The following is a 23,991-nucleotide window of genomic DNA, read 5'->3' on the forward strand; positions in this document are numbered from 1 at the left end:
GTCATGGCAAAAGGCAAATTCGAGCGGACCAAGCCGCACGTGAACGTAGGCACGATCGGTCACGTGGACCACGGCAAGACGACGCTGACGGCGGCGCTGACGAAGGTTGGTGCAGAACGCTTCGGTGGCGAATTCAAGGCATACGACCAGATCGACGCGGCGCCGGAAGAGAAGGCGCGCGGCATCACGATCTCGACGGCGCACGTGGAATACGAGTCGCCGAACCGCCACTACGCGCACGTTGACTGCCCGGGTCACGCGGACTACGTGAAGAACATGATCACGGGTGCGGCGCAGATGGACGGCGCGATCCTGGTGTGCTCGGCCGCGGACGGCCCGATGCCGCAGACGCGCGAGCACATCCTGCTCAGCCGCCAGGTCGGCGTGCCGTACATCGTCGTGTTCCTGAACAAGGCCGACATGGTGGACGACGCCGAGCTGCTCGAGCTGGTCGAAATGGAAGTGCGCGACTTGCTGAGCAAGTACCAGTTCCCGGGCGACGACACCCCGATCATCAAGGGTTCGGCGCTGAAGGCGCTCGAGGGCGACCAGAGCGAAATCGGCGTGCCGGCGATCATCAAGCTGGTGGAGGCGCTGGACACGTACATTCCGGAGCCCAAGCGCGACATCGACAAGGCGTTCCTGATGCCGGTGGAAGACGTGTTCTCGATCTCGGGCCGCGGCACCGTGGTGACGGGACGTATCGAGCGCGGCATCATCAAGGTCGGCGACGAAATCGAAGTGGTGGGCATCCGTCCGACGCAGAAGACGACGGTGACGGGCGTGGAAATGTTCCGCAAGCTGCTCGACGAGGGCCGTGCGGGCGACAACGCGGGCCTGCTGCTGCGTGGTCTGAAGCGCGACGACGTGGAGCGTGGTCAGGTGCTGGCGAAGCCGGGCACGATCACCCCGCACACGGACTTCGAGGCTGAGGTCTATGTCCTCTCCAAGGAAGAAGGCGGCCGTCATACGCCGTTCTTCAAGGGCTACCGCCCGCAGTTCTACTTCCGCACGACGGACGTGACGGGCTCGGTGCAGCTGCCTGAAGGCGTGGAAATGGTCATGCCGGGCGACAACATCAAGATGGTGGTGAGCCTGATCCACCCGATCGCGATGGATGAGGGTCTGCGTTTTGCGATCCGCGAGGGCGGCCGTACGGTCGGCGCGGGCGTCGTGGCCAAGATCATCAAGTAAGTACCTGGAAGAAACGCTGCTCTTGTTGAGAAGTCCGGCACGGATGCCGGTTTGATCTTGGCCGTCACGGACGACGGCAGAAGCAACCTACACACGCCAGTAGCTCAATTGGCAGAGCAGCGGTCTCCAAAACCGCAGGTTGGGGGTTCGAGTCCCTCCTGGCGTGCCAGATACTTTGAATAGTCCAGCAGGGATGCCGGTCTGATCTTTGCGCTCACGGAGGAGCGCATAAATGAGCCAGGATGGCTGAAAATACCTATGAATACGAAGGTTGAACAGGTGGGCGGAAATTCCGCTGCCGACATCGCGAAACTCATCGTTGCGCTGCTGATCCTGAGCGCGGCGATTTTTGCGTACTACTGGTACAACGATTTCCAGACGTGGCAGCGCCTGCTGATCCTGCTCGGCGGCTTCGCTGTTTCGGGTGCGATCGCGTTTTTCACGCGTTCGGGCCGCGCCGCAAAGGATTTCCTCGGCGAGTCCCTGTTCGAGCTGCGCAAGGTCGTGTGGCCGACGCGGCAGGAGACGATCCAGACCACGCTCGTGATCTTCGTCGTCGTCATCGTGCTGAGCCTGATTCTTGGTCTGATCGACCTGCTGCTCAAGTGGGCGATTCTCGACGGTCTGCTGAAGGGAGGCTGAGGACCATGGCTAAGAGATGGTATGTGGTTCACGCCTACTCGGGTTTCGAGCATCAGGTTGCGCGCACGTTGAAAGAGCGCGTCGCGCGCGCCGGCATGCAGGACAAGTTCGGCGACGTGCTCGTGCCGACCGAGGAAGTGGTCGAGATGCGCGCCGGCCAGAAGCGCCGCAGCGAGCGCAAGTTCTTCCCGGGCTACGTGCTCGTGCAGATCGAGACGAACACGGACAACAAGGCGATCAAGATCGATGACGAGTCCTGGCATCTGATCAAGGAGACGCCGAAGGTGATGGGCTTTATCGGCGGAACTGCGGACAAGCCGCTGCCGATCAAGGATTCGGAAGCCGACGCGATCCTGCAGCGTGTGCAGAACGCGGTCGAGAAGCCGCGGCCGAAGGTGCTGTTCGAGCCGGGCGAGATGGTGCGCGTCACCGAAGGCCCGTTCAACGACTTCAACGGCGTGGTCGAGGAAGTGAATTACGAAAAGAGCCGCCTGCGCGTAGCGGTGCTGATTTTCGGGCGTTCCACGCCGGTCGAACTCGAGTTCGGCCAGGTCGAGAAAGCCTGAGGGATACGTCGCGAAAGCGGCAACGGCGGGGCAGGGAGTCCCGTTGTATCGACCAGGGACGGCTCACCAACGAGGAGCCCCGCAGTTCGTTCCGAACGTGCAGGCGTTTGAACTCGAGGAGATAAACAATGGCAAAGAAAGTAGTTGGCTACATCAAGCTGCAGGTGAAGGCCGGTCAGGCCAACCCCTCGCCGCCGGTCGGTCCCGCGCTCGGTCAGCGCGGTCTCAACATCATGGAATTCTGCAAGGCGTTCAACGCCGCGACGCAGAAGATGGAACCCGGTCTGCCGATTCCGGTGATCATCACCGCGTATTCGGACCGCAGCTTCACCTTCATCATGAAGTCGCCGCCGGCGTCGATCCTGTTGAAGAAGGCCGCAGGCATTACTTCGGGCAGCAAGCGTCCCAACACCGAGAAGGTGGGCAAGGTGACGCGCAAGCAGCTCGAGGAAATCGTGAAGGTCAAGCAGGCGGATCTCACCGCCGCTGATCTGGATGCCGCCGTGCGCACCATTGCGGGTAGCGCGCGCAGCATGGGCCTCAACACGGAGATCTGACCATGGCAAAGATTACGAAACGCATCAAGGCGATGGCCGGCAAGGTTGCCGAAGGCAAGCTCTATCCGGTCGATGAGGCCCTGAAAATCCTCAAGGACAACGCGAAGACCAAGTTCGTCGAGTCGGTTGACGTGGCGATCCGCCTCGGCATCGACGCGAAGAAGTCGGACCAGGGCGTGCGCGGCTCGACGCTGCTCCCGCACGGCACTGGCAAGACCGTGCGCGTCGCGGTGTTCTGCCCGGCGGGCGAGAAGGCGGAGGCGGCCAAGGCCGCCGGTGCCGACGCCGTGGGCATGGACGATCTGGCCGAGAAAATGCAGGCCGGGGACTTGAATTTCGGCCGCATCATCGCCACTCCGGATGCCATGCGCGTCGTCGGTAAGTTGGGCCAGCTGCTCGGTCCGCGCGGCTTGATGCCGAACCCGAAGGACGGCTCGGTCACCGCCGACGTCGTCACCGCGGTGAAGAACGCGAAGGCCGGTCAGGTCAAATACCGCAACGACAAGGCGGGCATCGTGCACGCCTCGATCGGCAAGGTGAATTTCGAAGTCGGCGCACTGAAAGACAATCTCAACGCGCTGATCGCCGACCTGAACAAGTCCAAGCCGTCGACCGCCAAGGGCGTGTACCTGCAGAAGGTCTACCTGTCGAGCACGATGGGTCTGGGCATTCCGGTCGATCAGGCGACGCTGTCGGCTTAATGTTTTTCCTTCTCCCGTTGGGGGAAGGTGGCGCGAAGCGCAGGACGAGGGTCCGGTGTCGGAAAATCCTTCCGCTGGCCAAACCCTCATCCCAGCCTCTCTCCCGGTGGGAAAGAGGCTTTGAAACAAAATTTTGAGGGCGCCGGCTCACGCAAGTGGGCTGGAGCCGTCAAAGACCGCAGGTGGTTGCGATATCGCCGCAAGGAAGTACTCGCCAAGTGCAGGAAGCGCGATTCACGGCGAGCGATATTGAACCTTAATCGAAAAGGAAGACAACCTGCGTAGATGGTGTTGCCCGTGAGATATCTCGAACGGCCACCAGTTCGGCATCGCGAGATGCCAGCGGGCCCACACGGAGGCGGGCTCGAGTGAATGGCGGAACGGCACCCGCAGGCAAGCGCGGGAATCGTTCCACTGAAGAAAGGTAAAGCAATGGCGCTCAATCTTGAGCAAAAGAAAGTCGTCGTTGCCGAACTGGCGAATGTGGCCGCCAAGGCTCACTCGTTGGTCGCCGCCGAGTACGCAGGTCTTACCGTGGAGCAGCTCACCGAGCTGCGCAAGAAGGCTCGCCAATCCAAGGTCTTCGTGAAAGTCGCGAAGAACACCCTGGTGCGGCGTGCAGTGGAAGGCACCGACTACGCCGTCGTCAAGGACGCGCTGGTCGGCCCGATGCTGTATGCCTTTTCCGAGGAAGACCCGGGTGCTGCCGGCCGGTTGGTCAAGGAGTTTTCCAAGGCAAACGAAAAGCTGGTCCCCAAGGTCGTCGCGATCGGTGGGCAGATGTTCCCGGGCTCTCACGTCGAGAAGCTCGCGTCGCTGCCGACTCGTGAGCAGGCTTTGTCGATGTTGCTCGGCGTCATCCAGGCACCGATCACCAAGCTGGTCCGCACGCTGGCCGAGCCCGCCGCGCAAGTCGCGCGCGTGGTTGCGGCGGTACGCGATCAGAAGGCCGCAGGCTAATCGCACATTTTTGCCACTAGGCATACGGAATGGTCCCGGCTCGATGCACGTCCGCGTGCTGCCCGGGACATCAACATCCCTGTTTCACTTTATCGAGGTAAATCACAATGGCCGTTACGAAAGAAGAAATCGTTGATGCAATCGCCAACCTGAGCCTGATCGACGTTACCGATCTGGTCAAGTTGATGGAAGACAAGTTCGGCGTCTCCGCCGCTGCGCCGGTCGCCGTCGCCGCCGTTGGTGGCGCCGCTGCCGCCGCCGCTCCGGTGGAAGAGAAGACCGAGTTCACCGTCGTGCTGAAGGCCGCCGGCGAGAAGAAGGTCGAAGTGATCAAGGCTGTGCGCACGATCACCGGTCTGGGCCTGAAGGAAGCCAAGGACCTCGTCGAGTCCGCCCCCGCCACCGTCAAGGACGGCGTGAACAAGGACGACTCCGCAAAGTTCAAGAAGGAACTCGAAGCCGCTGGTGCGACCGTCGAGATCAAGTAAGGCGATTGAGACGCTTGGTTCGCCAAGTGTCGTCGAGCCTGGGGGCGTTTTCGCCCCCGGGCTTTGTTCGTTGATGCACACACAAGACGGCAGACAGAAGATGTGAAGTTTCGAGGCTCGAAACGATTCATTGAAAGACCTGTGTTTCGGCCTCGTTTCACGTCTTCTGTCTGACGCCTTCTTCTCCTCCCCAGCCGGTCAGCCTGTGCAGACCGGCGCATAACTCAAGGTGGTGCCCGCCATGTCGCAAACCTACTCCTTCACCGAAAAGAAGCGCATCCGCAAGGACTTCGGCAAACGCCCGCAAGTTCTCGGCGTGCCGCCGCTGCTCGCGATCCAGACGGATTCCTATCGCGAGTTCCTGCAGGAAGGCGTGGACGGCAAGACGCGCGCGGACCACGGCCTGCACGCGGCGCTCAAGTCGGTGTTCCCGATCGTCAGCTACTCGGGCAACGCCGCGCTGGAATACGTGAGCTACCGCCTCGGCGAACCCGCGTTCGACGAGCGCGAGTGCCGTTCGCGCGGCATGAGCTACGGCGCGCCGCTGCGCGTGCTCGTGCGCCTGGTCATCTACGACAAGGAATCGCCGGCGTCGAACAAGGCGATTAAGTACGTCAAGGAGCAGGAAGTCTACATGGGCGAATTGCCGCTCATGACCGACACCGGCACCTTCATCATCAACGGCACCGAGCGCGTCATCGTCTCGCAGCTGCATCGCTCGCCGGGCGTGTTCTTCGACCACGACCGCGGCAAGACCCATTCCTCGGGTAAGTTGCTGTACAGCGCGCGCATCATCCCCTATCGTGGCTCGTGGCTCGACTTCGAGTTCGATCCGAAGGACGCGTTGTTCACGCGCATCGACCGCCGCCGCAAGCTGCCGGTGACGCAGTTGCTGCGCGCGCTCGGTTACAACAACGAGGAAATCCTCGACATCTTCTTCGAGAAGAACGTCTTCCATCTCGACAAGAAGGAAGGCGCCAAGCTCGAGCTCGTCGCCGAGCGCCTGCGTGGCGAGACGCTGAACTTCGACGTCAAGGCCGGCGACAAAGTCATCGTCGAGGCCGGCAAGCGCATCACCGCGCGCCATGTGCGCCTGCTGCAGGACGCCAAGCTCAAGTCGTTGGAAGTGCCGGACGATTATCTCGTCGGCCGCATCCTTGCGCACGACATTGTCGATGCGAAGACCGGCGAACTGCTCGCTGCGGCGAATACCGAGCTCGACCTGACGCATCTGGCCAATTTCCGCAAGGCCGGCATCGATCGCATCGGCACGCTCTACGTCAACGATCTCGACCGCGGCCCGTACATTTCGAACACGCTGCGCATCGACTCGACCAAGACGCCGCTCGAGGCGCTGGTCGAAATCTATCGCATGATGCGCCCGGGTGAGCCGCCGACCAAGGAAGCCGCGCAAAACCTGTTCTTCAACCTGTTCTTCACCTTCGAGCGCTACGACCTCTCGGCCGTGGGCCGGATGAAGTTCAACCGCCGCGTCGGCCGCAAGGAAACGACCGGCACCGGCGTGCTCTACGACTCGAAGTATTTCGGCGCGCGCAACGACGCGGAGTCGAAGTCGCTGGTCGAGAGGTTCGGCAGCACCTCGGACATCCTCGACGTGCTCAAAGTGCTCGTCGACATCCGCAACGGTCGCGGTACGGTCGACGACATCGACCACCTCGGCAACCGCCGCGTGCGTTCGGTCGGCGAAATGGCCGAGAACGTGTTCCGCATCGGTCTCGTGCGCGTCGAGCGCGCGGTGCGCGAGCGCCTGTCGCTGGCCGAGGCCGAAGGCCTGACGCCGCAGGACCTGATCAACGCCAAGCCGGTCGGCGCGGCGATCAAGGAGTTCTTCGGCTCCTCGCAGCTGTCGCAGTTCATGGACCAGAACAACCCGCTGTCGGAAGTCACCCACAAGCGCCGCGTTTCGGCGCTCGGTCCGGGCGGCCTGACGCGCGAACGCGCGGGCTTCGAAGTGCGCGACGTACACCCGACCCACTACGGCCGCGTCTGCACGATCGAAACGCCGGAAGGTCCGAACATCGGCCTGATCAACTCGCTCGCGGTGTATGCACGCACCAACTCCTACGGCTTCCTCGAGACGCCGTACCGCAAAATCGTCAACGGCAAGGTCACCGACAAGGTCGAGTATTTCTCCGCGATCGAAGAAGGCGACTACGTGATCGCGCAGGCGAACTCGCCGCTCGACAAGAACGGCGCGTTCACCGAAGACTTCGTGGCCTGCCGCTACAAGGGCGAATCGGAACTGCGTCATCCGCAGGACATCCAGCTGATGGACGTCTCGCCGATGCAGACCGTGTCGGTCGCGGCCGCACTCGTGCCGTTCCTCGAGCACGACGACGCGAACCGCGCGCTGATGGGCGCGAACATGCAACGCCAGGCCGTGCCGACGCTGCGCTCGACCACGCCGCTCGTCGGCACCGGCATCGAGCGTCCGGTCGCGCGCGACTCGGGCGTCACTGCGGCCGCGCGCCGCGGCGGCGTGATCGATCAGGTCGACGCGGGCCGCATCGTCGTGCGTGTCAACGAGAACGAAATCGGCGAGAACGATGCCGGCGTCGACATCTACACGCTGACCAAGTACACGCGTTCGAACCAGAACACCAACCTCAACCAGCGCCCGCTGGTCAACGTCGGCGACAAGGTGGCGAAGGGCGACGTGCTGGCCGACGGTTCGTCGACGGATCTGGGCGAATTGGCGCTTGGTCAGAACATGCTGGTCGCGTTCATGCCGTGGAACGGCTACAACTTCGAAGACTCGATCCTGCTTTCGGAGCGCGTCGTCGAGGAAGACCGCTACACGACGATCCACATCGAAGAACTCACCATTCAAGCCCGCGACACCAAGCTTGGGCCGGAAGAAATCACCGCGGACATCCCGAACGTCGGCGAACAGGCGCTGTCGCGCCTCGACGAATCGGGCGTGGTCTACATCGGTGCGGAAGTGAAGGCGGGCGACATCCTCGTCGGCAAGGTCACGCCGAAGGGCGAATCGCAGCTGACGCCGGAAGAGAAGCTCTTGCGTGCGATCTTCGGTGAGAAGGCGAGCGACGTGAAAGACAGCTCGCTGCGCGTGCCGCCGGGCATGGATGGCACGGTCATCGACGTGACCGTGTTCACGCGTGACGGCATCGAGAAGGACAAGCGCGCGCTGCAGATCGAACAGATGGAGGTCAAGCGCGTCAAGAAGGACTTCGACGACCAGTTCCGCATCCTCGAAAGTGCGATCTACGCGCGCCTGCGCGGTCAGCTGATCGGCCAAGTCGCCAACGGCGGCCCGGCGGGCATCAAGAAAGGCACCACGCTGACCAGCGAGTACCTGGATGGTCTCAAGCACGACGAGTGGTTCTCGTTGCGCATGAAGGACGAGGACGCCGCCGACCTGCTCGAGAAGGCCAAGGTGCAGATCGACGCGCACCGCGCCGAGTTCGACAAGCGCTTCAAGGCCAAGCAGGCCAAGATCACCGCGGGCGACGATCTCGCCCCGGGCGTGCTGAAAATGGTCAAGGTCTACCTGGCGGTCAAGCGCCGCATCCAGCCAGGCGACAAGATGGCCGGCCGTCACGGCAACAAGGGCGTCGTCTCGATGATTCGTCCGGTCGAAGACATGCCGTATATGGCGGACGGTCAGTCGATCGACATCGTGCTGAATCCGCTCGGCGTGCCGTCGCGTATGAATATCGGCCAGATTCTCGAGGTGCATCTGGGTTGGGCCGCGAAGGGCCTTGGCGAAAAGATCCAGCGCATGCTCGAAGCGCAGGCCAAGGTGGCCGAGCTGCGCAAGTATCTCGACGAGATCTACAACCACGACAAGGATACGTTCGGCCAGCGCGTCAACCTGAAGTCGCTCAGCGACGAGGAAATCCTCGCCCTGGCGAACAATCTGCAGGAAGGCGTGCCGATGTCGACGCCGGTGTTCGACGGCGCCGCCGAAAGCGAGATCAAGCACATGCTCAAGCTCGCCGATCTGCCGGAGTCGGGCCAGACCACGCTGTACGACGGCCGCACGGGCGAGGCGTTCGACCGCTCGGTCACGGTCGGCTACATGCACATGCTCAAGCTCAACCATCTCGTCGACGACAAGATGCACGCACGTTCGACCGGCCCGTACTCGCTGGTCACCCAGCAGCCGCTGGGCGGCAAGGCGCAGTTCGGCGGCCAGCGCTTCGGCGAAATGGAAGTCTGGGCGCTCGAGGCCTACGGTGCGGCGTACACGCTGCAGGAAATGCTGACGGTGAAATCCGACGACGTTCCGGGCCGCAACCAGATGTACAAGAACATCGTCGACGGCAACCACGAGATGGCTGCGGGCATGCCCGAGTCGTTCAACGTGCTGGTCAAGGAGATTCGTTCTCTCGCGATCAACATGGAGCTCGAGGAACATTGATCTCATCCGGCGCGGGAGGTTGACCCTTCCGCGCCGCGATCCGCGCTCCCGACTCCAGCCCCAGAATTTCCTCCTCCCCGGAGATAGACAATGAAAGACTTGCTTAACCTCTTCAACCAAACCCGCCAGTCGCTCGATTTCGACTCGATCAAGATCGCGCTGGCCTCGCCGGAGCTGATCCGTTCGTGGTCGTTCGGCGAAGTGAAGAAGCCGGAAACGATCAACTACCGCACGTTCAAGCCCGAGCGTGACGGCCTGTTCTGCGCGGCCATCTTCGGCCCGATCAAGGATTACGAGTGCCTGTGCGGCAAGTACAAGCGCATGAAGCATCGCGGCGTCGTCTGCGAGAAGTGCGGCACCGAAGTGACCCTGACCAAGGTGCGCCGCGAGCGCATGGGCCACATCGAGCTGGCCTCGCCGGTCGCACACATCTGGTTCTTGAAGTCGCTGCCGTCGCGCATCGGCCTCATGCTCGACATGACCCTGCGCGACATCGAGCGTATCCTTTATTTCGAAGCCTATGTCGTCGTCGATCCGGGCCTGACTGCGCTCACGCGTGGCCAGCTGCTCAACGAAGAGCAGTACCTGCAGGCGGTCGAGGAGCACGGCGACGAGTTCGACGCGCGCATGGGCGCCGAGGCGGTCTACGAGCTGCTCAAGACGATCGACCTCAATGCGGAGCTGATCAAGCTGCGCGAAGAGATCGCGTCGACCAATTCCGAGACGAAGCTCAAGCGCCTGTCCAAGCGCATCAAGCTGGTCGAGGCCTTCCTCGAGTCGGGCAACCGCCCCGAGTACATGGTCATGACCGTGCTGCCGGTGCTGCCGCCCGATCTGCGTCCGCTCGTTCCGCTCGATGGCGGCCGCTTCGCGACGTCCGATCTCAACGATCTGTACCGCCGCGTCATCAACCGCAACAACCGCTTGAAGCGCCTGCTCGAACTCAATGCGCCCGACATCATCGTGCGCAACGAAAAGCGCATGCTGCAGGAAGCCGTCGACGCGCTGATGGACAACGGCCGCCGCGGTCGCGCCATCACCGGCACGAACAAGCGCGCGCTGAAGTCGCTCGCCGACATGATCAAGGGCAAGCAGGGCCGCTTCCGCCAGAACCTGCTCGGCAAGCGCGTCGACTACTCCGGCCGTTCGGTCATCGTGGTCGGCCCGACGCTCAAGCTGCACGAGTGCGGCCTGCCGAAGAAGATGGCGCTCGAACTGTTCAAGCCGTTCATCTTCTCCAAGCTGCAGCGCCGTGGTCTCGCCACCACGATCAAGGCAGCGAAGAAGCTGGTCGAGCGCGAAGAAGCCGAGGTGTGGGACATCCTTGAAGAGGTGATCCGCGAGCATCCGGTGCTGCTCAACCGCGCGCCGACGCTGCATCGTCTCGGCATCCAGGCGTTCGAGCCGGTGCTGGTCGAAGGCAAGGCGATCCAGCTGCATCCGCTCGTCTGCACCGCGTTCAACGCCGACTTCGACGGCGACCAGATGGCCGTGCACGTGCCGCTGTCGCTCGAAGCGCAGCTCGAAGCGCGCGCGCTGATGATGTCGTCGAACAACATCCTGTCGCCGGCGAACGGTGACCCGATCATCGTACCGTCGCAGGACGTCGTGCTCGGCCTGTACTACATGACGCGTGAGCTGATCAACGCGAAGGGCGAGGGCATGGTTTTCGCCAACACGGCGGAAGTGAAGCGCGCCTATGACAATCGTGCGGTGGAATTGCACGCCAAGATCAAAGTGCGCCTGGTCGAGACGCAGGTCGGCGAAGACGGCGAGCGCACGAAGAAATCGTCGATCGTCGAGACCACGGTTGGCCGCTCGCTGCTCGCCGAGATCATTCCCGAGGGGCTGCCGTTCGAGCTCGTCAATGTCGAGCTGTCGAAGAAGGCAATCGGTCGACTGATCAACCAGTGCTACCGCCGCCTCGGCCTCAAGGACACGGTCGTGTTCGCCGACAAGCTCATGTACACGGGCTTCAACTACGCCACGCGCGCGGGCATCTCGATCGGCATCGACGACATGAAGATCCCGGGTGAGAAGGCGAAGATCCTCGAAGTCGCGGAGAAAGACGTCGGCGAAATCCAGGAGCAGTTCGCTTCCGGTCTCGTCACCGCCGGCGAGCGCTACAACAAGGTCGTCGACATCTGGTCGCGCACCAATGAACTCGTCGCCGCGGCGATGATGAAGGGTATCGGCTTCGACAAGGTCCAGAACGCCAAGGGCGAGACGGTCGAGCAGAAGTCGATGAACTCGCTCTACATCATGGCCGACTCCGGTGCGCGCGGTAGCGCGGCGCAGATCCGCCAGCTTGCCGGTATGCGCGGCCTGATGGCGCGTCCGGACGGCTCGATTATCGAGACTCCGATCAAGGCGAACTTCCGCGAAGGCCTCGACGTGCTGCAGTACTTCAACTCGACCCACGGCGCGCGTAAGGGTCTGGCGGATACCGCGTTGAAGACCGCGAACTCGGGTTACCTCACGCGTCGTCTCGTCGACGTGGCACAGGACGTCGTCGTCACGGAACCGGATTGCGGCACGCTCAACGGCTTGACCATGACCGCCATCGTCGAAGGCGGCGACGTCGTCGAACCGCTGAAGGATCGCGTGCTCGGCCGTGTCGTCGCCACCGATACCTATGCCCCGGGCAACGACGACGAACCGATCGTCACGCGCAACACGCTGCTCGACGAAAAGTGGGTCGAGAAGCTCGAGGTCGCCGGCGTGCAGACCCTGCTCGTGCGCTCGCCGATCACTTGCGAATCGAGCTTCGGCATCTGTGCGCACTGCTACGGGCGCGATCTCGCGCGCGGCCACCTCGTCAACATGGGTGAAGCAGTGGGCGTCATCGCCGCGCAGTCGATCGGCGAACCCGGCACCCAGCTGACCATGCGTACGTTCCACATCGGTGGTGCGGCGTCGCGTGCGGCGGCGGTGGACAACGTGTCGGTGAAGACCACCGGTTCGGTCAAGTTCAACAACCTGAAGACCGTGCAGCACAGTGCCGGCCATCTCGTCGCCGTGTCGCGTTCGGGCGAACTGTCGATCATGGACGCACATGGTCGCGAGCGCGAGCGCTATAAGGTGCCGTACGGCGCGACGATTTCGGTCAAGGATGGCTCGGCGGTCAAGGCTGGCCAGACCATTGCGAACTGGGATCCGCATACGCATCCGATCGTCACTGAAGTGGCCGGCAAGGTGCGCTTCATCGACTTCATCGACGGCGTGACCGTGCAGGCGCAGACCGACGAACTGACCGGCCTCGAGTCGGCGGTCGTCACCGATCCGAAGCGCCGCGGCACGCAGGCCAAAGACCTGCGTCCGATCGTGCGTCTCGAAGACAAGAAGGGCAAGGACCTGCGTCTGCCCGGCACCGATATCCCGGCGCAGTACTTTTTGCCCGCCGGCGCGATCATCAGCCTGCAGGATGGAGCGGAAGTGGGCGTGGGCGACGTCGTCGCACGTATCCCGCAGGAAACCTCGAAGACGCGCGACATCACCGGTGGTCTGCCGCGCGTGGCCGACCTGTTCGAAGCGCGCAAGCCGAAGGAGCCGGCGATCCTTGCCGAAGTTTCCGGCGTGGTCAGCTTCGGCAAGGACACCAAGGGCAAGCAGCGTCTCGTCATCAAGGATGCGGACGGTGACGATCACGAGGAGCTGATCCCGAAGTGGCGTCAAGTCATCGTCTTCGAAGGCGAGCATGTGGAGAAGGGCGAAACCGTCGTCGACGGCGAGCCGAATCCGCACGATATTCTCCGATTGCTCGGCGTCGAGCCGCTGGCCGCCTATCTGGTCAAGGAAATCCAGGACGTGTATCGCCTGCAGGGCGTGCGCATCAACGACAAGCACATCGAAGCGATCATTCGCCAGATGCTGCGCAAGGTCGAGATCACCGTCCCGGGCGACACGCGTTACCTCAAGGGCGAGCAGAGCGATCGCAAGCGCGTCGCCGACGAAAACGCGCGTGCCAAGTCGCGCGACGAGCGTCCGGCCGAATTCGATCCGATGCTCTTGGGTATCACGAAGGCTTCTCTTGCCACGGAGTCGTTCATCTCGGCGGCCTCGTTCCAGGAGACCACCCGAGTGCTCACCGAAGCCGCCGTGCGCGGCACGCGCGACACGCTGCGCGGACTCAAGGAGAACGTCATCGTCGGTCGCCTCATCCCGGCGGGTACCGGTCTTGCGTACCACAAGCAGCGTCGCAAGAAGGCCGGCGCACTGTCCGACGCCGACTTCGAGACGCTGCGTGGCGGCGTGACCGAGTTCGTCGGTGAGGTGCAAGGAGAGTAAGCGGCGGAGTCTGCGCCTCGCAACAACGAAAAAGGCCGCGCAAGCGGCCTTTTTCTTTGCTAAAAACGCGGCGTCAGCGCGCGATGGCCTGTGCCGATACCACGCGTCCCTCGGCAAGCTGCAGTTGCCGCAGGAAACGGCTTTCTCCGAAATCGTAGGTCCACAATTCCCGCCGTTGTTCGCGGACATGGCGGTATTCGGGGGAAAGACGGTTGACGACAGTGTCGCTATTCTGACGGCGCGAGATCGGCTCGCCGCAGAAGGCAACCAGCTCACCTACGCTCAGGTCGACAAATCGCATCAGCGGATCGCACTTGGTGCCGATCTCGCGGACGCCGTAGCCCAGGGTGTCGTCGTCTTTGAGGATGCCGTCGCGGAAGACGAGACGGTGCATCAGGTTGTTCGGCCCAAAGTTGTAGTACCAGATGTCGAACTGCACTTCGCGCGCGATCTGGCCGGTGTCGCGCGAACCGAGCAGGTCGTAGGCCGCATAGCTTTCGGTCCAGAACGGGGCGCCGCAGCGGTCGCGGACCTGGAAATCCTGCATTTCTCGATTGACCAGGAGATTGCCACAGCGCAGGGCGAAGGCGTGTGGACTTGCGAACAGCAGTGCGAAGGCGAGCAGCAAATAGCGGCGCATGGTGCAACGGCTCCGAAAAGCGTTGAGGCATTGATAGGACGGCAAGTGCAAAAGTTCCGTCGCAAAAGATTGCCGATAACTCCGGGCCCGGCCATGGGCAACAAAAAAGGCCGCGTGAGCGGCCTTTTTCGTGAACTGGAGAAATGAGGCTTACTTCAGCTTCGCATCCGCGCGCAGCTGTTCGGCCTTGTCGGTCTTCTCCCACGAGAACGTGGTGTACTTTTCGCCGTTCGGCAGCTTGATCTCCTGCGGCGTGCGGCCGAAGTGACCATAAGCGGCGGTCTGCTGGTACATCGGGTGGATCAGATCCAGCATCTTGATGATGCCGTAAGGGCGCAGGTCGAAGTGCTTGCGCACGAGCTTCTCGATCTTCTCGTCGCTGATCTTGCCGGTGCCGAACGTGGTCACCGAGATCGAGGTCGGCTCAGCCACGCCGATCGCGTAACTGACCTGGATTTCGCAACGGTCGGCGAGGCCGGCCGCGACGATGTTCTTGGCCACGTAGCGTGCCGCGTACGCAGCCGAGCGGTCGACCTTGGACGGATCCTTGCCCGAGAACGCGCCGCCGCCGTGGCGGGCCCAGCCGCCGTAGGTGTCGACGATGATCTTGCGGCCGGTCAGGCCGCAGTCGCCGACCGGGCCGCCGATGACGAACTTCCCGGTCGGGTTGATGTGGAACTTGGTGCCCTTGTGCAGCCACTTGGCCGGCAGGACCGGGTTGAGGATTTCCTCGCGCACGCCGGCGATCAGGTCTTTCTGCTTGACCGACGGATCGTGCTGGGTCGACAGCACGACGGCGTCGATCGCGACGGCCTTGCCGTCTTCGTAGCGCAGCGTGACCTGCGACTTCGCATCGGGGCGCAGCCACTTGAGCTTGCCCTTCTTGCGCACCTTGGTCTGTTGTTCGACGAGGCGGTGCGAGTAGTAGATCGCGGCCGGCATGTAGTCACGCGTTTCGTTGGTCGCGTAGCCGAACATCAGGCCCTGGTCGCCCGCGCCCTGTTCTTCCGGCGACTTGCGGTCGACGCCCTGATTGATGTCGGGCGACTGCTTGCCGATGAGGTTGAGCACGCCGCAGGTGGCGCCGTCGAAGCCGACGTCGGAGCTGTTGTAGCCGATGTCGAGGATGACCTTGCGCGTGATGCCTTCGAGGTCGATCCACGCGCTCGTCGTCACTTCGCCCGCAACAATGGCCACGCCCGTTTTCACCAGCGTTTCGCAGGCAACGCGTGCCTTCTTGTCCTGCGCCAGGATGGCGTCGAGGACGGCGTCGGAGATCTGGTCGGCAACTTTGTCCGGATGACCTTCGGACACCGATTCGGAGGTGAACAGGGTGGTGCTCATGTCGGCATATATCCTTTGATTCGGATGGAAAGATGTAAACCGCGCATCATACACGTATGGGCGCCGATTTGCAGCCGCGAAGACTGCGTGGGGCCCGCGTGTTCAGCGTCCGCTTATTTGGACGTTTAGACGGCTATTTGGATGTAGAAATCATGCGCCTGCACATTTTCCTGGTTCGTCATTCCCGCCTTCGCGGGAATGACGGCGGAGAGGGGTTTTCGCCCACTTTACACGGCCACAAAACTCTGTATGCTGCTTTTTTGTGACTACATAAAGACATGAGTTCACGTCATATCGTCCTGACCTCGCATCCCGACAGCCGCGGTCAGGCGGCGCCGATCCACTGGGGTGCGCCGACGCCCAAGCAGCGCGGGCCCATTATCGCCTCGCTGACCGATCCCGCCAAACGCAACGTCATCGGCACCCACTCGGGTGCCTACGCGGTCTACCGCGCACTCGCAATCGCCTCCGGTCGCCTCGACCGCGGCCATCGCCCCGACCTGACCAATACTGCCCCGGCCGACGCGATCGGCCCGCACGTGCAGTGGTGGGAGAAGAACGCGCAAGGGCAGGACAAGATTGTCTCGCTCGATCCGTGGGGACACATGGTCGCGACCGCGTTCGCCGACGAGATCGCCGCGGGCGCCGATATTCGCCCGACGATCGCGGTGACGCGCGCACACATCAACATGCCCGAACTCAAGGATGCGATCGAGGCAGGCCGGCTCAAAGCCGACGGCCACATCCTGCACGCGAACGGCGATGTGAAAGTGACCAAGGCCGCGGTCGATCCGGTCTGGCATCTGCCCGGCATCGCGCAGCGTTTCGGCATCAAGGAATCGGATCTGCGCCGCGGCCTGTTCGAGCAGACCGGCGGCATGTTTCCCGAACTCGTCACGCGCCCCGACCTGCACGTATTCCTGCCGCCGATCGGCGGCATGACACTGTACTTTTTCGGCGACATCAACCAGCTCGGCAAGAGCGCGACCAAAGTCGCCTGCCGCGTGCACGACGAATGCAACGGCTCGGACGTGTTCGGCTCGGACATCTGCACCTGCCGCCCGTATCTCGCGCACGGCATCGAGGTCTGCATCGAGATGGCACAACAAGGCGGCGTCGGCCTCGTCGTCTACAACCGCAAGGAAGGCCGCGCGCTCGGCGAGGTGACCAAATTCCTCGTCTACAACGCGCGCAAGCGCCAGGAAGGCGGCGACCGCGCCGAAACCTATTTCGCGCGCACCGAATGCGTCGCCGGCGTGCAGGACATGCGCTTCCAGGAGCTGATGCCCGACGTGTTCCACTGGCTCGGCATCACGCGCATCGATCGCTGGGCGTCGATGAGCAATATGAAGCACGGCGCGCTGACCGAGCAGGGCATCGAGGTAGTGGAACGCGTGGCGATTCCCGACGAGCTGATTCCGCAGGACGCGCGCGTGGAGATGGACGCCAAGGTCGCCGCGGGCTACTTCAGCACCGAGGCGGCGCCGACGGCGGCGGAGCTGGAGAAGGCAAAGGGGCGGGGACTGAATGAGTAACGGCGAGCAGGGAGCGGAGAGCAGGGAAAAGCAGGCTGCGCTCAAATTGCTGAGCGCCGCCGCCGTGCGCGAACGTTGCGCTCGCATCATGGCCGCGGCCGAGGCGGGCAAGACACCGCATTTCACCTGGCACGAAGACAAGCTCGACGCCTGCGCCGACTACGTGCTCGGCGTGATGCGCAAGCGCTTCCCCGACCTCAACGTGCCGATCCACAGCCGTCGCCGTCATTTCGAGGCGGGCGGCATCGACCGCTGGAGCGAGTTGGTCGCGCAGCGTGGATTGTCCGGCCCGGGACATGCGGCGGAGCGCGCGCGCATCGGCATCGATCTCACCATTCCGAGCGTGTTGCTCGATGCCGGCGCCGGCGCCTCGTGGGAGTACTACGACGAGGCGCATCACAAAGGCTTTTCGCGCTCGGAAGGCCTTGGCGTGGCGAGCTTCGACATGTTCGTCAACGGCGCGTTCGCCGCCGACAAGAGCGATCCGCTGCGCAGCGACGCGTCGGCGCTGATGCAGATCGCCAGCGGCGATGTCGAGCACGGGTTCCAGGTCGATGCGATGAATCCGCTGGTCGGCGTCGAAGGTCGCGTGAATTTGTTACGCAGGCTCGGCGCGGCAGCGCGCGTGAACGCCAACGTGTTCGGCACGCCAGCGCGCCTGGGCAATCTCTACGACCATCTCAAATCGCGTGCGGTCGATGGGAAAATTCCGGCGACGCTGCTGCTCGAAACCCTGCTGCACGCGCTCGGCCCCGTGTGGCCGGGGCGGCTCGAAATCGGCGGCGTCGATCTCGGCGATTGCTGGAAGCACCCGTGCGCCGCGAACGATGCGAGCGACCCGACCGACGGTCTCGTGCCATTCCACAAGCTCACCCAGTGGCTGGCCTATTCGCTGCTCGAACCGCTGGCCGACGGCGGCCTCGAAGTCACCGATCTCGATGAGCTCACCGGCTTGCCCGAATACCGCAACGGTGGCCTGCTGATCGACTTCGGCGTGATCGCCGCACGCGATGCGAATTTGTATACCCAGGCGCTGACGGTCGACCATGCGGCGATTGTCGAATGGCGCGCGCTGACCGTGATCGGCCTCGATCGCCTGGCCGCACGCATCCGCGCCAAGCTCGGCCTCGACGCGGCGAGCCTGCCGCTTGCGCGCGTGCTCGAAGGCGGCACGTGGACGGCCGGGCGCAAGATCGCCGCCGAGAAGCGTCCCGGTGGCGCGCCGCCGCTGAACATCGTCAGCGACGGAACGGTATTTTGAATGCTTTCGCTCGTCGTTCCCGCTCGCACAGGAATGACGAAAACAGAGGAACGAACCCATGTCCAACGTCGTCGTAATCGATCACCCGCTGGTACAGCACAAGCTCACGCTCATGCGGCGCAAGGAGGCCTCGACCGCCGAGTTCCGCCAACTGCTGCGCGAGATCGCGACCTTGCTCGCCTACGAGGTCACGCGCGATCTGCCGCTGGAAACGACGCAGATCGAAACGCCGCTCGCGACGATCAATGCGCCAATGCTCTCGTCGAAGAAACTCTGCCTGATCTCGATCCTGCGCGCCGGCAACGGCCTGCTCGACGGCATGCTCGATCTGATCCCTTCCGCGCGCGTCGGCCATGTCGGCTTGTACCGCGATCCGCATACGCTCGAAGCAATTGAGTACTACTGCAAGCTGCCGTTGGACATCGGCGAGCGCCTCGCCGTCGTGCTCGATCCAATGCTCGCGACCGGACATTCGGCTGTTGCCGCGCTCGATCGGATCAAGGACCGCGGCGCGCGTGCGATCAAGTTCGTCTGTCTCGTCGCCGCGCCCGAGGGCATCAAAACGCTGCAGGAAGGGCATCCCGACGTGCCGATCTACGCCGCGGCGATCGACAGCCATCTCAACGATCACGGCTACATCGTGCCGGGCTTGGGCGATGCGGGCGATCGCCTGTTCGGCACCAAGTAGAACCCATCTCAAAACTGCTGCGCTTGATATTTCGCGCGCCGGCGGTGCTCGGAATCCTCATTTGCTATCAGTAAACTCCGGTTCCTGTGCTCCGGCGTCACGCGAACTGTCTTCGCTCGCCACGTTTTGAGATAGGTTCTAGGCAGCCGGCATGACGCCGCCCGTCGCGGCGTCATCTGCCTGACACAACGGCAACACACACTCGCGCCCCGACTTGGGGTGGTTGGGCGGTTCGTTCCGCGCAACCTGGGGGTCGATGGGAGTCTTTCCTTCAATCCACGCGAGGTATAACCGTCATGAAAAGAATTGCTGCCGCTGTCGGAGCGTTGTCCTGTGCCATTTCCGGCGCTTTTGCCGCCGAAGGTCCCGTGCCGACCGGCATTCCGCATCTGGATCACGTGTTCGTGGTCATGATGGAGAACCACGGCTACAGCCAGATCATCGGCAATCCGAACGCGCCATTCACTAACTACTACGCGCGCACCACGAACCTGGCGACGAACTATTTCGCCGTCGCCCATCCGAGCCTGAGCAACTACCTCGAGATCGTCGGTGGGTCGAACTTCGGCGTGCAGAGCGACAACTATCCCGACTGGCACAATTTCTACTGCACCACGAATCTCGCCTCGGCGACGGTCAACTCCGACACACCGGCGAGCCCGAATATCTGCCCGATCGCGGGCGTCGGCACCGACGCGGCGATTCCGGCGATCGATACGACGAACGAAACCCAGGGCGCGCCCGGAACGGTCAATATCGACGGTCAGAAATCCTACCCGGCCGCCAATCACACCTCCGGCAAGACCATCGCCGATCAACTCGTCGCCGCCGGCATGAGCTGGAAGAGCTACCAGGAAAACCTGCCGCAAGAAGGCGCCGACAACGTCAACTACAGCGACGGACTGTTCACCAACAACACGAATTTCGCCGCGATTCTGCCGCCGATGAAACCGGCGCTGGCATCGAGCGGAATCGTCGCGCTGTACGCGGCCAAGCACAATCCATTCGTCTACTTCCAGAACGTGCAGGAAGGCTGGGATCCGAACAACAGCCTCGACAACGTCGTCGATTTCACCGGCGCCGATGGTCTTTACGCCGATCTGGCCGCGGGCAATGTGCCGACCTATTCGCTGATCGCGCCGAACCAGTGCAACGATCAGCACGGCCGTGGCAACTCCGACCAGAGCTGCGCCTACGACCCGAGCGATGACGGCTCGCAGTCGGGCTTGAACCCGGCGTTGATCCTGCGCGGCGACATGACGCTGCGCAAGCTCGTCGGCGCGATCAAGAAATCGCCCGTTTGGCACAAGGGCAAGAACGCCATCGTCGTCGTCTGGGACGAGAACGACTACAGCCTTGCGCCGAACGTCAATCAGGTGCCGGTGATCGTCGATACCAACTACGCAGCGGGTGGCGTGCAGAGCATGGTGTACTACAACCATTTCTCGCTGCTGAAATCGATCGAGGCCGGTTTCGGTTTGCCCTGCCTCAACCATGCTTGCGACACCGATCTGCCGACCATGAGCGATCTGTTCATGGGCAGCGGCCCGGCCGCCGCGCAGAACGGTCAGGGATCAGGCAAGTCGATCGGGGTGCCGCTTGTGCCGGGTGCGACGGCGGCGGTGTCGAGCAAGCTCGGCAACTCGATGCAGTAAGTGCAGATTGGAGCAGGCCCGCGTACGCAGGCCTGCTCCGTTGTTTCAAGCCAGGGTGTGCACCATCGCGGCACCACCGAGGATCAGCCACAGCCACAGCAGCGCGGCAAGCAGCAGCGGCTTCGGGCCGAGACTGCGCAGCTTGGCGACGCGGGTCTCGAGACCGAGGGCCGCCATCGCGGTGGCGAGCAGAAGCGTATCAAAGGTCAGCAGCGGCGCCTTGATCGCCGGCGAGAAGGTAACTAGCGAATTGATCGCGCTGACCGCGACAAAGGCGAGCGCGAACCACGGCAGCGGCACTTTTGTCTTCTCGCCGCCGGTGGATTTTGCGAGCTTCGCCTGGCGCCAGCCGAAGAAGAACAGTACCGGCACCAGCAACATGACACGCGTCAGCTTGACCACGACGGCGCTATCGGCGGTTGCCGGATCAATCGCGCTGCCCACGGCGATCACCTGGGCGACCTCGTGCACAGTCGCGCCGGTGTAGAGACCGAAGTGCGCCGCGTCCATGTGCAGGTACGGATACAGCGCGGGGTAGAGGAAGATGTCGAGCGTGCCGAACAGCACGACCGTGGCGACCGCGATCGCGACCTTGGCCGGATCGGGCTTGAGCACGCGCTCGAGCGCGAGCACGGCCGCCGCACCGCAGATCGCGCTGCCGACGCCGGTCAGCAGCGCGCTGTCGCGGTCGAGGCCGAACAGGCGCCGGCCGAGGAACGAACCCAGTGCGAGCGTACCGACGACGATGATCGCGTCGATCGCAAGCCCGGCCGGGCCGATCGCGGCAATCTGGCCGAACGACAGGCGCAGGCCATAAAGGATCACACCGAGACGCAGCAACTTCTGCTGGGCGAACACGACGCCTGGCGACAACGTCGCCGGCAGTTGCGCGCCGAAGCTGTTGCCGATGGTCATGCCGAGAACGATCGCAATTGTCAGTGCGCTGATCTGTGCACGCTGCAAGGGCGCCCAACCGGCAAGCAGCAATCCGACCACGCCGAGCGTGAGCGCGAGCGCTAGCCCGGGCAGAAAGCGCCGCACCGGATTGCCGGCGGAGCTGGTGGTGGAGTTGGCGAGGGTGCTGGTATTCACGATCGGGAATCCGCGGAATTTGGCCTATTCTCGACCCGCGTCATCTATAAGAAAATTGAAAACTATTTATCTAGGCGATAAGATTCGCTGATGCTAGGCATTTCCTTGCGCCAGCTCGAGGTTTTCGTCGCGGTAGCGCGCGAAGGCAGCGTGCGCGCGGCGGCCGAGCAGCTGCATCTGTCCCAACCCGCGCTGAGCATGGCCCTGGCCGAGCTGGAATCGCAGTTGGGCGCGGATTTGTTCGACCGCAAGCGCGGGCGGCTTTATCTCGGCGAACGCGGCCGCGATGCGCTGCCTCTCGCCCAGGAAATCCTCGAACGCACCGCCGAGCTGCGGCGCAGCGTGCACGGGCACGGCGCCGCGCTCGAAGGCGAACTGCGCCTCGGCGCGAGCAACACGATCGGCAACTATCTCGTCGGCGACCTGCTTGGCGCGTTCACCGCGGAGCACCCGAAGGTGGCGATCAGGCTCGCGGTCGAAAACACCGACACGATCGTCGAGCGCGTGCTAGATCACACGCTTGATCTCGGTTGCGTCGAAGGTGCGGTCGCGCACATGGACATCGACGTGCGCCCTTGGCGCGAAGATGAACTGGTGATCTGCACGCGACCCGATCATGCGCTGGCGCAGCGCAAGCGCCTGCGCGCAGACGATTTCGCCAGCGCGCGCTGGATCCTGCGCGAAGACGGGTCGGGCACGCGCGCGATGACCGAACGCATCCTCGCTTCGCTGCCGCCGGGCCAGACCGTGCTCGAGCTCGGCCAGAGCGAGGCGATCAAGCAGGCCGTCATCGCCGGTCTCGGCATTGCTTGCCTGCCCGCGGTCGCGGTCGTCGATGCGGTGAAGGCACGACGGCTGACGGCGCTGCACACGCCGTTCCTCGATCTACACCGGCGTTTGTCGTGGGTGCTGCGCCGCTCGAAATACCATGGCGCGCTGGTTGGCGCGTTTCTGCAAAGCACCGCTCTCGGCGGTGATGCGGCAATCAGGCCGCGCGTGCGAGCGAGGCGGACTCGCCGAAATACTCGCGCGTGAGGCGCAGCTGTTCGGCCGCGGTTTCGGCTCGGTTGACGATGTTGCGAAAAGCGGCGTTTTCCTCGCGGTCTTTCGCGTACCAGCCCAGATGCTTGCGCGCGATGCGCACACCTTGTTGCTCACCGTAGAACGCGTAGAGGTTTTCCAGATGCTCGACAAGGATCGCGCAGACTTCAGCGGGCGAGGGCGCTGCTAGCGTTTCGCCGGTGGCGAGGAAGTGCGCGATCTCGCGGAAGATCCACGGCCGGCCCTGCGCGGCGCGACCGATCAGCACGCCGTCGCAATTTGTATACTTCAGCACGTCGCGTGCCTTCTGCGGCGAATCGATGTCGCCGTTGGCGAACACCGGAACCGACACGGCTGCCTTGATCGCCGCGATCGTGTCGTACTCGGCCTCGCCGTTGTACAGGTCGGCGCGTGTGCGCCCGTGCACGGCTAGCGCGGCGATGCCGCTGTCTTGCGCAATGCGCGCGATACGCACGCCGTTCTTGTTGTCGCGGTTCCAGCCGGTGCGGATCTTCAGCGTCACCGGCACGTTCACCGCGCGCGCGGCCGCCTCGCAGATGCGCGCAACCAGTGCCTCGTCCTGCAGCAGCGCCGAGCCCGCGTGGACGTTGCAGACCTTCTTCGCCGGGCAGCCCATGTTGATGTCGATGATCTGCGCGCCGTGGTCGACGTTGTAGCGTGCCGCTTCGGCGAGCATCGCCGGATCGTAGCCGGCGATTTGCACGCTGACCGGATCGGGCTCGCCGGCGTGATCCATGCGCTTGAGCGACTTGCGCGTGGTCCACAGGCGCGGATCGCTCGTCGTCATCTCGGACACGGCCAGACCCGCGCCGAGCTTCTTGCAAAGCTGGCGGAACGGTTTGTCGGTGACACCCGCCATCGGCGCGAGCGCGACGGGCGGGGCTATGCGGTACGGGCCGATGAACATTGCGACA

At 63.4% G+C, this 23,991-nt stretch carries 18 protein-coding genes and 1 tRNA gene; 15 read left to right on the forward strand and 4 right to left on the reverse strand.

Annotated features, from left to right (window positions below):
• The first annotated feature begins 3 nt into the window (after positions 1 to 3).
• From tuf to rpoC, 10 genes are all read left to right on the forward strand, one after another.
• Positions 4 to 1,194 (forward strand): elongation factor Tu, encoded by a 1,191-nt coding sequence (gene tuf / locus F455_RS0118170; RefSeq protein WP_026293522.1) that lies wholly within the window; start codon positions 4 to 6, stop codon positions 1,192 to 1,194.
• A 93-nt stretch (positions 1,195 to 1,287) separates the two neighbouring features.
• Positions 1,288 to 1,363: transfer RNA gene (locus F455_RS0118175), tRNA-Trp, on the forward strand.
• Positions 1,364 to 1,452: 89 nt separating this feature from the next.
• The gene (gene secE / locus F455_RS0118180; RefSeq protein WP_018974749.1) at positions 1,453 to 1,836 is read left to right on the forward strand and encodes a preprotein translocase subunit SecE; all 384 of its coding nucleotides are present in this window, start codon (positions 1,453 to 1,455) and stop codon (positions 1,834 to 1,836) included.
• Positions 1,837 to 1,841: 5 nt separating this feature from the next.
• Positions 1,842 to 2,402, forward strand: a complete 561-nt coding sequence (gene nusG, locus F455_RS0118185; RefSeq protein WP_026293523.1) for a transcription termination/antitermination protein NusG — start codon at positions 1,842 to 1,844, stop codon at positions 2,400 to 2,402.
• Positions 2,403 to 2,530: 128 nt separating this feature from the next.
• Positions 2,531 to 2,959: a 50S ribosomal protein L11 gene (gene rplK, locus F455_RS0118190; protein WP_018974751.1), complete on the forward strand. Its 429-nt coding sequence runs from the start codon at positions 2,531 to 2,533 to the stop codon at positions 2,957 to 2,959.
• A 2-nt stretch (positions 2,960 to 2,961) separates the two neighbouring features.
• A complete protein-coding gene (gene rplA / locus F455_RS0118195) occupies positions 2,962 to 3,660 on the forward strand; it encodes a 50S ribosomal protein L1 (protein WP_018974752.1) in 699 nt (232 codons plus the stop codon).
• Positions 3,661 to 4,092: 432 nt separating this feature from the next.
• Entirely contained in the window at positions 4,093 to 4,620 is a 528-nt protein-coding gene (rplJ, locus tag F455_RS0118200; RefSeq protein ID WP_018974753.1) for a 50S ribosomal protein L10, read from the forward strand.
• 107 nt (positions 4,621 to 4,727) lie between these two features.
• Positions 4,728 to 5,108: a 50S ribosomal protein L7/L12 gene (gene rplL, locus F455_RS0118205; RefSeq protein WP_018974754.1), complete on the forward strand. Its 381-nt coding sequence runs from the start codon at positions 4,728 to 4,730 to the stop codon at positions 5,106 to 5,108.
• Between the two features lie 241 nt (positions 5,109 to 5,349).
• Positions 5,350 to 9,513: a DNA-directed RNA polymerase subunit beta gene (gene rpoB / locus F455_RS0118210; RefSeq protein ID WP_018974755.1), complete on the forward strand. Its 4,164-nt coding sequence runs from the start codon at positions 5,350 to 5,352 to the stop codon at positions 9,511 to 9,513.
• Positions 9,514 to 9,603: 90 nt separating this feature from the next.
• Positions 9,604 to 13,800, forward strand: coding sequence for a DNA-directed RNA polymerase subunit beta' (gene rpoC / locus F455_RS0118215; protein ID WP_018974756.1), 4,197 nt, complete (start codon positions 9,604 to 9,606; stop codon positions 13,798 to 13,800).
• Positions 13,801 to 13,873: 73 nt separating this feature from the next.
• On the opposite strand, the gene F455_RS0118220 is transcribed toward rpoC, so the two are convergent.
• Positions 13,874 to 14,485, reverse strand: coding sequence for a DUF2845 domain-containing protein (locus tag F455_RS0118220; RefSeq protein WP_157579070.1), 612 nt, complete (start codon positions 14,483 to 14,485; stop codon positions 13,874 to 13,876).
• A 105-nt stretch (positions 14,486 to 14,590) separates the two neighbouring features.
• Entirely contained in the window at positions 14,591 to 15,784 is a 1,194-nt protein-coding gene (gene metK / locus F455_RS0118225; RefSeq protein WP_018974758.1) for a methionine adenosyltransferase, read from the reverse strand.
• Between the two features lie 278 nt (positions 15,785 to 16,062).
• Here metK and F455_RS0118230 point away from each other — a divergent pair, with 278 nt between their 5' ends.
• The 4 genes from F455_RS0118230 (at position 16,063) to F455_RS21390 (ending at position 20,923) form a co-directional block, all read left to right on the forward strand.
• On the forward strand, positions 16,063 to 17,319 hold the full coding sequence (locus F455_RS0118230) for a GTP cyclohydrolase II (RefSeq protein ID WP_018974759.1): 1,257 nt from the start codon (positions 16,063 to 16,065) through the stop codon (positions 17,317 to 17,319).
• Positions 17,312 to 18,580, forward strand: coding sequence for a URC4/urg3 family protein (locus F455_RS0118235; RefSeq protein ID WP_018974760.1), 1,269 nt, complete (start codon positions 17,312 to 17,314; stop codon positions 18,578 to 18,580). Before F455_RS0118230 ends, F455_RS0118235 begins: the two co-directional genes overlap by 8 nt.
• Positions 18,581 to 18,638: 58 nt before the next feature.
• Entirely contained in the window at positions 18,639 to 19,268 is a 630-nt protein-coding gene (gene upp, locus F455_RS0118240) for a uracil phosphoribosyltransferase (protein ID WP_018974761.1), read from the forward strand.
• A 296-nt stretch (positions 19,269 to 19,564) separates the two neighbouring features.
• Positions 19,565 to 20,923, forward strand: a complete 1,359-nt coding sequence (locus F455_RS21390; protein WP_033410566.1) for an alkaline phosphatase family protein — start codon at positions 19,565 to 19,567, stop codon at positions 20,921 to 20,923.
• A gap of 45 nt (positions 20,924 to 20,968) precedes the next feature.
• Here F455_RS21390 and F455_RS0118250 read toward each other — a convergent pair whose 3' ends face one another.
• The gene (locus F455_RS0118250; protein ID WP_018974763.1) at positions 20,969 to 22,015 is read right to left on the reverse strand and encodes a YeiH family protein; all 1,047 of its coding nucleotides are present in this window, start codon (positions 22,013 to 22,015) and stop codon (positions 20,969 to 20,971) included.
• A gap of 90 nt (positions 22,016 to 22,105) precedes the next feature.
• Between F455_RS0118250 and F455_RS0118255 the strand changes: the two genes are divergently transcribed.
• Positions 22,106 to 23,050 carry a LysR substrate-binding domain-containing protein gene (locus F455_RS0118255; protein WP_018974764.1) on the forward strand — a complete coding sequence of 315 codons (945 nt, stop codon included), beginning with the start codon at positions 22,106 to 22,108 and terminating at the stop codon, positions 23,048 to 23,050.
• Here the strand turns inward: F455_RS0118255 and dusB are convergent.
• Positions 23,001 to 23,984, reverse strand: a complete 984-nt coding sequence (dusB, locus tag F455_RS0118260; protein ID WP_018974765.1) for a tRNA dihydrouridine synthase DusB — start codon at positions 23,982 to 23,984, stop codon at positions 23,001 to 23,003. The genes F455_RS0118255 and dusB overlap by 50 nt on opposite strands.
• Between the last annotated feature and the right edge of the window lie 7 nt (positions 23,985 to 23,991).

It is taken from the genome of Rudaea cellulosilytica DSM 22992 (assembly GCF_000378125.1).
Taxonomy (GTDB): domain Bacteria; phylum Pseudomonadota; class Gammaproteobacteria; order Xanthomonadales; family Rhodanobacteraceae; genus Rudaea; species Rudaea cellulosilytica.